Origin of the sequence: Oceanicola sp. D3, assembly GCF_006351965.1 — a bacterium.
Taxonomy (GTDB): domain Bacteria; phylum Pseudomonadota; class Alphaproteobacteria; order Rhodobacterales; family Rhodobacteraceae; genus Vannielia.
Genome location: NZ_CP040932.1, coordinates 197,981 through 210,832 on the forward strand (window position 1 = coordinate 197,981; position 12,852 = coordinate 210,832).

Sequence of the window (12,852 nt, forward strand, 5' to 3'; positions counted from 1 at the left end):
GGCCTATTTCATCGTCGCGTTGATCTTGCCCCGCGCCGCCCGGTCCTTGCCCAGCTGCTGCTCGCGCCAAACGATAAAGACGCCGGCGCAAATCACCAAAGCCGCGCCGCCCAGCATCTGGAGCGTAGGCAGCTCGTTGAACACGAAGTAGCCGATCACCAGCGCCCAGATCATCGAGCTATAGGTGTAGGGCGCCAGCAGGGAGGCATCGGCGAAGCGGTAGGAAGACGTCACAAGGATCTGCCCGGCCCCGCCGATCAACCCGGCACCCACGAGCAGCAGCCACTCTTGAGGGCTCGGCCAGACCCAGCCCCACGGGATCGTCAGAAGCGAAAGCAGCGTGGCCGTGCCCGAAAAGTAAAAGACAATGGCCGCTGTCGACTCCTTCGACGCCATCGCCTTGACGAAGATCTGGGCCAGCGAGGCGAGAATGGCGGACGACAGCACCATCACCGTGCCGATAAACTCCCGCTCGCCGCCGGAAAGCGTCAGCCGTGGCCACATGATGATGAGCACGCCCACCAGCCCCACCGCCACGGCGCTGATCCGCAGCAGGCGCACCCGCTCCTTGAGCAGCAGCGCCGCGAAGATCACGATGAGGATCGGCGTGACAAACCGCAGCGCGGTCACTTCCGGCAGGGGCAGGTAGCGCAACCCAAGAAAGCCCAGCCCCATCGCGGCCGAGCCTGCAATCGCCCGGATCGCATGGCTCCGCACGCTCTTCACCTTGAGCCCGCTCGGCATGTCTCCCCTGATCCAGAGCCACAGCACGATCACGGGCAGCGCGCAGCCCGCGCGGAAGAACACGGTCTGCCCCACCGGAATGCCATCCGCCGCCTTCACAAGCGCGCCCATGATGGTGAACATGAATATGGCGCTCAGAGTGAGCGAAATGCCGACGAGAGGTTTCATTATACTGGTTTGTCCGGGTCTTGCGCCCTTAGACCACGCCGCGCCCCAAGGTGCGACCGCAAATTATTCCGCCGCGGCGCGCACCGTCATCCGGTAGGCCGAAACCGCCGCCTGTATCCCCTCCGAGGCACGCGAAAGCGGATAGGGGCCCAGACGGTTGCTATGCACCCTGAAGATCACGCCAGCCCGCTCGCCTTCGGGAATGGTGAGCACGTAAACACGCGCGTCGATCCCCTTGGCGGAAAAGCTGCGGCGAATCTGCCTCGCCATTCTGAGGCCATCCGCCGCGCTCGGATCATGCAGCCGCAACTGCACCTGCAAATCCCGCGCCTCCCCCACCTCTCCACGGAACACCACGCGCTCGATGCTCTGCGCCAAGGGCCGAAAGGTCGGGTCACCTGTGATCTTGTAGTAGCCCAGCGCAAGCGCGGAGGGCAGCGCAACGACAAAGGCAAGGAACAGACCGTATAAGAGCTGCTTGACCCACATGCGGGGGCCTCCAAACACAAGAAAGGCGGGCCCAGTTTCCCAGTCCCGCCTTTCAATCAGGTTAAGAGGTGCCCGGTCAGCTTCTCACAAGCTTCTCATAGCTGTCGCTCATGTCACGGGTCAGCGCGCCCACCTCGAACTTCCAGTCGCCAATCTCGCCTACCGGGGTCACCTCGGCGGCGGTGCCGGTCAGCCAGCATTGCTCAAAGCCTTCCAGCTCCTCGGGCATGATATGGCGCTCATGCACCTTGATCTGCCGCTCCGCCAGCATCCCGATCACGGTCTGCCGGGTGATCCCGTTGAGGAAGCAATCAGGCTTGGGCGTATGCACCTCGCCATCCTTGACGAAGAAGATGTTGGCCCCCGTCGCCTCGGCCACATAGCCGCGGTAATCCATGAACAGCGCGTCCGAGCAGCCCTTGGCCTCGGCCTCATGCTTGCTCATCGTGCAAATCATGTAGAGCCCCGCAGCCTTGGCATGCACCGGGATCGTCTCGGGGCTCGGCCGCTTCCACTTGGCCACATCCAGCTTGGCGCCCTTCATCTTGGCGTCGCCGTAGTAGTTGCCCCACTCCCAGCCCGCGATGCCCACGCGCACCGGGTTCTTCATGGAAGACACGCCCATGTCCTCGCCCGCCCCGCGCCATGCAACGGCCCGCACATAGGCATCCGTCCAGCCGTTGGCCTTCAGCATTTCGTATTTCGCCGCTTCCAGCTCGTCGACAGTGTAGGGGATGTCAAAATCCAGCCACTTCGCCGAGGCGATCAGCCGCTCGCTGTGCTTGCGGCTCTCGAAAATCGTGCCGTTGTAGCAGCGCTCGCCCTCGAACACGCTGGAGGCATAATGCAGCCCGTGGGTCAGCAGGTGCACATTGGCGCTGCGCCAGTCCACCAGCTTGCCATCCATCCAGATCTTGCCGTCACGGTCATCATAGGCTCCAACCATCGGACCCTCCTCCAATTTTTCGAATATTGCGCACCAAAGGTCCGAACCGGACACAATCTTGCGCAAAACCTGCGACTCGCTACCAATCCATCCTTGGAAAGTCAACAAGGCTGACATAATATCCGCCACCAAGAGGAGAAATCCAGACAGGACAACAACATGGCCGACGGCCCCGGTAATCCGCAATCGAGCGAAAGCCTGCTGTTTCTGACCGATGAGCAGTTACGCAAGGGAATCGAGGCGATGTTCTTCGCCTATCGCGGCTTCACCGCCGATCCCGATCGTATCCTCGGCGAGCTTGGCTATGGCCGTGCGCACCATCGGGCGGTGCATTTCATCCACCGCTCCCCCGGCACCACCGTCAACAACCTGCTCTCCATTCTCGGCGTCACCAAACAGTCTCTAAACCGCGTTCTGCGCACCCTTATCGAGGATGGCCTTGTTGAAAGCCGCGTGGGCCGGCAAGACAGGCGCGAGCGGCACCTCCACCTCACAGAAGCGGGCACCCGGCTGGAGCAGCGCCTGTCAGACGCCCAGCGCGACAGGATGCGCGCCGCCTTTCGCCATGCCGGTCCCGAAGCCGTGATTGGCTTTCGCACCGTGCTCGAAGCGATGATGGACCCGGAGCTGCGGCATCACTATACCGCGCTCAAGGAGGGGAGCTGATGGTTTCGATCGACCAGTGTGACGCGCATCTACTGATCGTCGATGATGACGAGCGGATTCGCGGGCTGTTGCAAAAGTTCCTGCTGCGCCACGGGTTCATCACCACCTCTGCCCGCGACGCCGCCCACGCCCGCCGCCTGCTCTCCGGGCTGGAGTTTGACCTGATCGTGATGGACGTGATGATGCCGGGCGAAACCGGGGTGGAGCTGACCCGCGCCCTGCGCGAAACCGTCACCACCCCCATCCTCCTGCTTACCGCCAAGGGCGAAACCGAAGACCGGATCGCAGGGCTCGAGGCCGGGGCAGATGACTACCTCGCCAAGCCCTTCGAGCCCAAGGAACTGTTGCTGCGCATCAACGCCATCCTGCGCCGCGTGCCCAACGAGGTCGCGGTCGATACCGGCCCCAAGGTGCTCTCCCTCGGCCCGGTTCGCTACGATGTTGCCCGTGGCGAGATGTGGAAGGGTGAGGAGATGGTTCGCCTGACCGCAACCGAAAGCGCCCTCATGCGCATCTTCTCCGCCCAGCCCGGCGCTGCCGTGACCCGTAACAAGCTGGTCGAAGATCTCGGGCGCGATGGCGGCCAGGCCCAGGAACGCGCGGTCGACGTGCAGATCACGCGGCTCCGGCGCAAGATCGAGGCCGACCCAAAACAGCCCCGCTACCTGCAAACCGTGCGCGGCGAAGGCTACATGCTCGCCCCGGATTGACCGCCGGTTCGAGGGTCGGCACCCACCCTACGAATGGCTGTAGGGTGGGCAATCTGCCCACCACCCGCTCACCCCAACTGCGCCACCGCCCAGCGCGCCGCATCCGCCACCACCGGGTCACTGTCTTCACACAGCCCCTGCGCCACCGGCCTCAGCCGCGCCACGCCCGAGTTGCCAATCGCATAGAGCACATTGCGCACAAACCGCCCCCGCCCGATCCGCTTGATCGGCGAGCCGGAAAACCGCGCCCGAAACGCCGCATCATCCAGCCCCGCCAGCTCCGCCAGATCGGGCAAATCCGTCTCTATCCCACCGCGATACCGCATATCCGCCGCCTCGACGGCAAACTTGTTCCAAGGGCAAACCGCGAGGCAATCGTCGCAGCCGTAGATCCGGTTGCCCATCAGCCCCCGCAACGCCTCGTCCACCGGCCCCGCGTGCTCAATCGTCAGGTAAGAGATGCACCGCCGCGCATCGAGCTGATAGGGCGCGGGAAAGGCCCCGGTCGGGCAGACATCAAGGCACCGCCGACACCCCCCACAATGGTCCTCTTCCGCTGGATCAGCCTCTAATTCCAGTGTCGTGAACACGCTCCCGATGAAAAACCACGAGCCCATATCCCGGCTTACAAGGTTGGTGTGCTTGCCCTGCCAGCCCAGCCCCGCCGCCTGCGCCAGCGGCTTCTCCGCCACCGGCGCGGTATCGACAAAAACCTTTATTTCGCCGCCATAGGTCTCGATCAGCCAGCGCCCCAGCCGCTTCAGCCGTTTCTTGACGATATCGTGGTAATCGCGCCCCCGCGCATAGGCCGAGATCAGCCCCTTCTCGCGCTCCCCCAGCGCCGCCAGCGGGTCAAACTCCGGCCCGTAACTCTCTCCCAGCACAATCACGCTCTTCGCTTCGGGCCACAGCACCGAGGGATCCTCGCGCCACTCCACCCGGCGCTCCATCCACTCCATCTGCCCATGCCGCCCCTCGGCCAGGAACTGCCGCAGATTCTCGGGCACACCCTCCAGCGGCCCGGCTCGCATCACGCGGCACAGCGAAAATCCCTCCTCCAGAGCACGCGCAACAATGGCGTCCTTCACGGGCCCGCTCCATTCTCTTGCTGAAAATATCTCCGGGTGTGTGGGCGCTGGCCCCCACGCAGACAGCCGATCCTAAAAGTCCAGGTCGGCATAATGCGGCGGCGGCGGGAAGCCCGGCACCTGATCGGCCAGCAGCCCCCGAAAGGCGGGGCGGCTCTTGATCTTGGCGTACCAGTCCTTCACGTTCTCGCTCCGGTTCCAGTCCACATCGCTGATGTAGTCGAGCGCACTCAAATGCGCGGCGGCGGCAAAGTCGGCGAGCGTCATCGCATCCCCCGCCAGCCAGCGCCGCTGATCCAGCAGCCAGCTCATGTAGTCGAGGTGATACTTGATCGCCTTCGCCCCCGCCTTCACGTTGCGGCTTTCCGGGTAGCCCGCGCCAGTGACCTTCTTGTTCACCCGCTCGTAGAGCAGGTTCGCGGTGACTTCGTGATGAAACTTGTCGTCAAACCACGCGCAAATCCGCCGCACCTCATAGCGCCCCTCGGCATCCTTCGGCATCAGCGGCGGCTCTGGATTTTTCTCTTCGATGTATTCGCAAATCGGCTGGCTCTCGGCCATCATCACGCCGTTCATCCGCAGCACCGGCACCTTGCCCGCCGGGTTGCGGCGCAGGAAGTCGGGCTCCTGCTCCCAGTAGCGCTCTTCCACCAGCTCCACCTCAAGCCGTTTCTCGGCCATCACAAGGCGCACCTTCCGGCAGAAGGGCGACAGCGGCACGTGGTACAGACGGTGGCTCATGAACTTCCCCGATATTCGTTAATGCCACCGTGATAACGCGGCCACCGGCCAACCTTCAATCCTCGAAACAGGAAGCCCGTCCATCGGCGGCAATCGTCGCCGCGCCATCGGCAATCCGCACGGCGCGTTTTCGCAGGTTGGCGGTGGGGCGCGAGGCCGAGCGCTGCTTGGGGTTGGGCAACACACTGGCAAGCAAAGCGCCCTGGAGCGGCGTCAGATCGCGGGGTGCCACACCGAAGTAGTGATAGGCCGCCGCGTCGATACCAAAGACACCCTCATCAAACTCAGCGATGTTAAGGTAAATCTCCAGCATCCGCCGCTTGCTCCAGACCGCCTCGGCAGCGGGCGTAATCAAGGCCTCCAGCGCCTTGCGAAGCCAGCTTCGGCCCTGCCACAGAAAAACGTTCTTCACCGTTTGCTGGCTGATCGTCGAAGCGCCCCGCGTGCCGCCGTCTTCCAGCGCGTCGCGGATCGCGTCCACGTCAAAGCCCCAATGCAGGCAGTAGTTGGCATCCTCGGCAGCCACCACAGCCCGCACTGCAGAGGGGGCCACCTCCTCTATGCCGATCCACTGCCGATCCACCTCGCCCAACCGGCGCTTCTCCGACCAGATCGTGTGCGTCGTCGGCGGGTCGATAAAGCTGTAAAGCAGCACAACGAGGAAGGTCAGCACCACCGGCACCAACATCACCAGCAGCAGCCTGCGCCAAAACCAGCGCCACGCCCGGCGCACCGCTGGCGGTTTCGCCTTCGCCTTCTTGCTCTTTCCAGAGCGCTTCTTTGCCGTTGCTGCGCGCGCCATCCCGTCTGCTATACGCCGCCGCCGCGCCTCAGAAAAGCCGTCAGGCAAAAAGCGCGGAAGCGTCACGCGCCCGCATCACCGGCCGGCTAACCCGCCCGGGCGCCCGCCCTACCCATTCGGGGAAGAGCGCGGCAAGCTCCGCCCTGGTCTCGCTGTCCGCGCTGGCAAACTCGCCGCCCGGGTCAAAACTCTCGGTTGGCACGCCCTCGGCCTCGATGATCTCATGGCCCTCAAACATCAGGTGCAGATAGGTCACCTCGCGGCAGGGCATCAGGTGCACGCCGTCATGGCCAAGCAGGCTCTTGGCCGCCACCAGCACCTCATCCTCGCCAAAATACATCTGCGCCCGCCAGCCCTCGATCAAGATCCGATGCTGCTGCGACACAACCAGATCGCGCGTGTTGCCCAGCGTTCCGGCTGCAATGCGCACCGGCGCAAAGGCACCCGCCCCACCAATCCGCCGCTGGCCGACCCAGACAAGCGGTTGCAGGCCCTTGTCGCGCGTCATCACCAGATCGCCTGCCTCAAGCTCTTCTGCCGGGCGAAACCCGCCCTCGCAGGCAATCAGCGTGCCCGGCGTAAAGCAGGGCGGCCCGAGGTCATCCACATCCAACGGACCCTGCCCGTTTACCCATGTGGAACTCACAAAGGTGCCGTTCGCCAGCGTCTGCCCGTCCGTCGGGGTAAAGACTCGCCCGCCATCTGCGAGGTAAAAGGTAATCCCGGTGTAGGTTACATTGCCAACCCCGGCGACGTTGATCGTTACCGTATCGCCCGGGTAGGAGTTGGTTACATCGCTCCCGTTCACGCTGTCGCCGTTAAAACGGTCAACATCGCCATCGCCGTTGTTGTCGACGAGGTCCATCATCTCCCAGTCAACCTCGGCGCCCACAGAGGGCGGATTGGCCGGGTCAAAAGTATAAAATTGGTCGGTATACGTCGGCATCTCTGCTTCCACATGGATACCCGCCCCCACGGCGGTAACAGGATGAATATGGCAGCCAAAAAGGGCAGGGCGAGGGTAAGAACAGGGCGTTTCCGCCGCAATTGACCGAGCCCCCACACCAACGAAAAGGGGCAGCCAATGGCCGCCCCGATCTCGTCTTATCTGATAAAAACAGGCTCTATTCCGCCGGAACAGCACCTTCTTCCAAGGAAAGCGGATGGCTGAGATTGGCCAGCATCTCCTTGGGGCAAATCTGCACGAAGTGCGGCAACTCGCTCTCCCAATGCTGGAGGATCGACTCGGCCCTCCGGCTCTTGGTTTCCTTCAGGTGGTTGGTCACCAGCTCATGAAGCTGCCGCTCCCAATGGTCCACCGTCACCGGATTGGTCACCAGCGTCTCCATGTTCATCATGTCGTGCGCCTTGCCTTCCGGGTCGTAAAGATAGGCCATGCCGCCCGTCATCCCGGCACCAAAGTTGGCTCCGATGCTGCCGAGGATCACGGCCACGCCGCCGGTCATGTATTCACACCCGTTCGAGCCGCAGCCCTCGATCACCGTCTTGGCGCCCGAGTTACGCACCGCAAAGCGCTCGCCCGCCCGCCCGGCGGCATACAGATAGCCGTCGGTCGCGCCATAGAGCACCGTGTTGCCGATGATCGTGTTCTCGCTGGCTTCCAGCGGGCTGCTCATCGTCGGGCGCACCACAATCGTGCCCCCGCTCAGGCCCTTGCCCACGTAGTCGTTGGCGTCGCCCGCCACCTCCAGCTTGAGGCCAGGAGCGGCAAAGGCACCAAGCGATTGCCCGGCAGAGCCAGAGAGCTTCACCGTCAGGTGGTCCGGCAGGAAGGCGTTGCGCATGCCAAAGTTCTGCACGATGTGGCTCGACGTGCGCGTACCCACCGTCCGATGCGTGTTCTGCACCGCATATTGCAGCTGCATCTTTTCGCCGTCCCGCAGGAAGCGCTTGGCATCCTGCACGATCTGCGCATCCAGCGTATCGGGCACCGGGTTACGCGGGCGTTCCTGAGTGTAATCCACCTTGTCCGCACCATCGACGCAGATCAGCAGCGGGTTCAGGTCAAGATCATCCAGATGCGCCGAACCACGGCTGACCTGCCCGAGCAGATCGGCCCGGCCAATCACCTCGGCCAGCGACCGCGCACCGATGGAGGCCAGAATCTCCCGAACCTCCTGCGCGTAGAAGGTGATGAGGTTCACCACCTTGTCGGCATTGCCGGTGAACTTCTCACGCAGGTCATCGCGCTGGGTGCACACGCCAACCGGGCAGGTGTTGCTCTGGCACTGGCGCACCATGATGCAGCCCATGGCGATCAGCGCAGCGGTGCCGATGCCATACTCCTCGGCCCCCATCATCGCGGCCATCACGATGTCACGGCCCGTGCGCAGCCCGCCATCGGTCCGCAGGGTGATGCGGCTCCGCAGGTTGTTCAGGCTCAGCACCTGATGCGCCTCCGTCAGCCCCATCTCCCAAGGCAGGCCAGCGTATTTGATCGAGGTCGCCGGAGAGGCCCCCGTGCCGCCATTGTGCCCCGAGATCAGGATGTTGTCGGCCTTGGCCTTCGCCACACCCGCCGCAATCGTGCCCACACCGGAGGAGGCAACAAGCTTCACCGTCACCTTCACCGTCGGGTTGATCTGCTTGAGGTCGTAGATCAGCTGCGCGAGGTCTTCGATCGAGTAGATATCGTGGTGCGGCGGCGGCGAAATCAGCGTCACCCCCTTGGTCGAGTGCCGCAGCCGGGCGATCAGGTCGGTGACCTTCATGCCGGGCAGCTGGCCACCCTCGCCGGGCTTTGCCCCCTGCGCCACCTTGATTTCAAGCTCTTCGCAGTGGTTCAGGTACTCCGCCGTCACGCCAAAGCGCCCCGAAGCCACCTGCTTGATCTTCGCACTCGGGTTGTCGCCATTCGGTTCAGGCACAAAATGCGCCGGATCCTCACCGCCCTCGCCCGAGTCACTCTTCGCGCCAATCCGGTTCATCGCCACGTTCAGCGTCTTATGCGCCTCAGGGCTCAGCGCCCCGAGAGACATCCCGGGCGTCACGAAGCGCTTGCGGATGGCTGTTACGCTCTCCACCTGCTCCACCGGAATCGCCTCGCCCAGCGGCTTGATCGCCAGCAGGTCGCGCAGGTGGATCGGCGGGTTGGCCTGCATCTTGGCGCTATACTGCTTCCAGATCTCAAACGAGCCCCGGTCACAGGCGCTTTGCAGCAGGTGCATGCTCGACGCCTCCCACGCATGGGTCTCGCCCGAGCGCCGCGCCTTGTAGATGCCGCCCACCGGCAGCACCGGCGTTGCGCCCTTCAGCCAGCCCGCGGCATGGATCTCTTCGGCCTTCTTCTGAATGCCGGGCACACCGATGCCGCTGATGCGCGAGGTCATGCCGGGGAAGAATTCCGCCACCATCGCCCGGCTCAGGCCTACGGCCTCAAAGTTCAAGCCGCCGCGATAAGACGAGATCACCGAAATCCCCATCTTCGACATGATCTTCAGCAGGCCCTGATCAATCGCCTCGCGGTATTTCTTCACCGCATCCGTCAGGCTCATGTCGAGCAGGCCCCGCTCGATCCGGTCGGCCAGCGAATCCTCGGCCAGATAGGCGTTCACAATCGTCGCGCCACAGCCGATGAGCACCGCAAAGTAGTGCGGATCAAGGCACTCCGCCGAGCGCACCCCAAGCGAACAGAAGGTCCGCAGCCCCTTGGCCGTCAGCCCGCTGTGTACGGCGCTGGTGGCAAGGATCATCGGCATGGCAATCTTGTCTTCGTCCGAATGCTGATCGGTCAGCACGATATGCCCGGCGCCCGAGCGCACCGCATCCTGCGCCTCAGCCCGGATCCGCGCCAGCCCCTCTTGCAAGGCATTCGGCCCGCCATCACGCGGGAAGGTGCAATCAATCTCGCACATCTCCGCATTGAAGTGCTTCACCAGCTCTTCAAACTGCGCATTGGCCACAAACGGGCTTTCCAGCACGATAATCTCGGTCTGGCTGCTGTCTTCATCCAGCACGTTCTTCAGGTTGCCGAAGCGCGTCTTCAGGCTCATCACCCGATACTCACGCAAGCTGTCGATCGGCGGGTTCGTCACCTGGCTGAAGTTCTGGCGGAAGAAGTGGCTCAGCGGGCGATACTTCTTGGACAGCACCGCAGAGGGCGTGTCATCGCCCATGCTGGCAATCATCTCCTTGCCGTCCTCGGCCATCGGCGCGAGCACCTGCTCAAGGTCTTCAATCGAATAGCCCGCCGCGATCTGCCGCTTGCGCAGCTGGTCGCCGGCAAACAGCGTCTTCTCCGGAATGTCGATCATCGCCTCATCGAGGTCATTGATCTTGCTCACCCAATCGCCAAACGGCAGCGCACGGGCGAGCTTGTCCTTGATCTCCACATCGTGGAACAGCAGGCCCTTCTTGGTGTCCACGGCAATCATTTGCCCCGGCCCAAGCGCGCCCTTTTCGCGCACGACAGACTCGTCAATCGTCACCATCCCGGCCTCGGAGCCTGCAATCAGCAGCCCGTCGCCGGTAACAACATAGCGCATCGGCCGCAGCCCGTTCCGGTCAAGCCCGGCGCACACCCAGCGGCCATCGGTCATCGCCAGCGCGGCGGGGCCGTCCCACGGCTCCATCACCGAGTTGCAGTAGCTGTACATGTCGCGCCACGCCTCGGGCAGCTCAACCGCTTGCTTGCTCCAGCTTTCGGGCACCAGCATCGTCTTGGCCATCGGCGCGCTCCGCCCGGCCCGCACCAGCACCTCGAAAACCGCATCAAGCGCAGCGGAGTCAGAGGCCCCCTGCGGGCAGATCGGCTTGATGTCTTCCGCCATGTCCCCGAACGTGGCCGAGGCCATGCGGATCTCGTGGCTCTTCATCCAGTTCAGGTTGCCCTTGATGGTGTTGATCTCACCGTTATGCGCCAGCATGCGGAACGGCTGAGCCAGCCACCACTGCGGGAAGGTGTTGGTGCTGTAACGCTGGTGATAGATCGCAAAGGTGCTCTCAAAGCGCTCGTCCATCAGGTCGGGATAAAACTCTGCCACCTGCTCGGCCAGCATCATGCCCTTGTAAATGATGCTGCGGCAGCTCAGCGAGCAAACGTAGAACGCCGGCAGGCTCGCCGCCTGCGCCGCCTTCTCGATCCGACGGCGAATAACGTACAGCTCGCGCTCAAACGTCTCTTCATCCACATCCTTGATGTTCGAAATCAGGATCTGCTCGATCTCGGGGCGCGTCGCATTGGCCTTCTCGCCAAGGCAGGTGATGTCCACCGGCACGTGCCGCCAGCCGTAAATGTAGTAGCCCATCCGAAGCACCTCGGCCTCAACGATGGTCCGCGCCCGCTCTTGCGCGCCAAAATCTGTGCGCGGCAAAAACACCTGTCCAACGGCAATCAGCTTGTTCTTGTCCGGCAGGTGCCCGGTGCGCTCGATCTGGTCGTAAAAGAAGTTCACCGGAATCTGCACATGGATGCCCGCGCCATCGCCCGTCATGCCATCGGCATCCACCGCGCCGCGGTGCCAGATCGCTTTCAGCGCCTCGATCCCGTTTTCCACCACCTGGCGGCTCGGTTTTCCGTCGATCGAAACAACCAGCCCGACCCCGCAAGAGCTTTTCTCTTCGCTCTCGTGATACATGCCATTTTCGCTGAGCCACTCGCGTTGCTGCACGTGTTCCGCAGCCCAGGCCTCATCATACTTGGTCATGGTGGTCTCCTTCACTGGCTCACAGGCGGCAAGAGGCTCGCCTGCAGCGCGTTACATCCGTAGCGGGGTCGAAAATCGTCAAACCCCTTTTCGCCGGGAAAGATGAACTCCCGCGGCGTGTTATCTTCCTGCCAGCGCTCCGCGCCGTCGAAGTAGCTCTCCTGCCCAAGCATGAAGAGCCGCTCGTCTTCAAAAACGTATTGCTTGCCCTCGGCGGCAAAGATCAGCTCGCCGGTCTCGTCGCGGGTCTCGGAGGAAACGTTGACGGTTTTCAGCGTCACCCCGTCAATCACCTCGGTCTTGCCGGTGGCCACATCGCGGCCACGGGTGTTGAGCTTCATCACCTCGTCGCCGGTCTGCTCGATGGTGGTAAAGTCATAGCTGTCCTGCCCCGTTTCCAGCAGCTCAGAAATGCTGATCGGGTCGGGGCCCGGCTCATAAAGCCGCTCGGTGGTGCCGGTGTTGAAGTAGAAGGCATCCACCCACTGAAACTCGCGGTCATAGACATGCAGGCTCGAAGGCCCGTCGATGTCGTGAGACACCTCCCAAGTGGTGCCCTCGGGAGCATCTTCGCAGCGCCAGTAGTGAGACACGGTGCACGCCCGGGTGTGAACCGTCAAAAACCCCGCGCAGCCCTCGGGCGGGCTGGTCGATTGCGCCACAGCACTGCCCGCCGCAAATGCAGCGAGGGTGAGAGGCAGGAGTGTCGCAATGATCTTCACAGGGTCTTAACTCTTTCGCGGCTCTGGGTCAGCTTGGCTGACCTTTGGGGGTGTGGAGGGGTGGCAAGGCGTTGCGTCACCAAGGCTGACCTTTAACACTTGTCGTGTGC

11 protein-coding genes are annotated in these 12,852 nt (G+C 63.2%); 2 read left to right on the forward strand and 9 right to left on the reverse strand.

All coding sequences use genetic code 11. From position 1 onward, the window contains the following. Positions 1-3: 3 nt before the first annotated feature. From FHY55_RS01030 to FHY55_RS01040, 3 genes are all read right to left on the reverse strand, one after another. A complete protein-coding gene (locus FHY55_RS01030) occupies positions 4-912 on the reverse strand; it encodes a DMT family transporter (protein ID WP_140012419.1) in 909 nt (302 codons plus the stop codon). 63 nt (positions 913-975) lie between these two features. After that, positions 976-1,401, reverse strand: coding sequence for a hypothetical protein (locus tag FHY55_RS01035; RefSeq protein WP_140012420.1), 426 nt, complete (start codon positions 1,399-1,401; stop codon positions 976-978). 76 nt (positions 1,402-1,477) lie between these two features. After that, positions 1,478-2,347, reverse strand: a complete 870-nt coding sequence (locus FHY55_RS01040) for a branched-chain amino acid aminotransferase (RefSeq protein ID WP_140012421.1) — start codon at positions 2,345-2,347, stop codon at positions 1,478-1,480. Between the two features lie 159 nt (positions 2,348-2,506). Between FHY55_RS01040 and FHY55_RS01045 the strand changes: the two genes are divergently transcribed. Together FHY55_RS01045 and FHY55_RS01050 are read left to right on the forward strand one after the other, a co-directional pair. After that, entirely contained in the window at positions 2,507-3,013 is a 507-nt protein-coding gene (locus tag FHY55_RS01045) for a MarR family winged helix-turn-helix transcriptional regulator (protein ID WP_140012422.1), read from the forward strand. Positions 3,014-3,021: 8 nt separating this feature from the next. Beyond that, positions 3,022-3,723, forward strand: a complete 702-nt coding sequence (locus tag FHY55_RS01050) for a response regulator (RefSeq protein WP_140015951.1) — start codon at positions 3,022-3,024, stop codon at positions 3,721-3,723. 68 nt (positions 3,724-3,791) lie between these two features. On the opposite strand, the gene queG is transcribed toward FHY55_RS01050, so the two are convergent. From queG to FHY55_RS01080, 6 genes are all read right to left on the reverse strand, one after another. Next, positions 3,792-4,754, reverse strand: a complete 963-nt coding sequence (gene queG, locus FHY55_RS01055; RefSeq protein ID WP_254695478.1) for a tRNA epoxyqueuosine(34) reductase QueG — start codon at positions 4,752-4,754, stop codon at positions 3,792-3,794. 129 nt (positions 4,755-4,883) lie between these two features. Then, positions 4,884-5,552 carry a glutathione S-transferase family protein gene (locus FHY55_RS01060; RefSeq protein ID WP_140012424.1) on the reverse strand — a complete coding sequence of 223 codons (669 nt, stop codon included), beginning with the start codon at positions 5,550-5,552 and terminating at the stop codon, positions 4,884-4,886. Between the two features lie 55 nt (positions 5,553-5,607). Continuing rightward, complete coding sequence (gene mtgA, locus FHY55_RS01065; protein WP_140012425.1) at positions 5,608-6,354, reverse strand: monofunctional biosynthetic peptidoglycan transglycosylase; 747 nt, start codon at positions 6,352-6,354, stop codon at positions 5,608-5,610. A 40-nt stretch (positions 6,355-6,394) separates the two neighbouring features. Then, entirely contained in the window at positions 6,395-7,300 is a 906-nt protein-coding gene (locus tag FHY55_RS01070; protein WP_140012426.1) for a Hint domain-containing protein, read from the reverse strand. 178 nt (positions 7,301-7,478) lie between these two features. Further along, positions 7,479-12,020, reverse strand: a complete 4,542-nt coding sequence (gltB, locus tag FHY55_RS01075; RefSeq protein WP_140012427.1) for a glutamate synthase large subunit — start codon at positions 12,018-12,020, stop codon at positions 7,479-7,481. A gap of 11 nt (positions 12,021-12,031) precedes the next feature. Further along, complete coding sequence (locus FHY55_RS01080) at positions 12,032-12,742, reverse strand: hypothetical protein (RefSeq protein WP_140012428.1); 711 nt, start codon at positions 12,740-12,742, stop codon at positions 12,032-12,034. Positions 12,743-12,852: the final 110 nt, after the last annotated feature.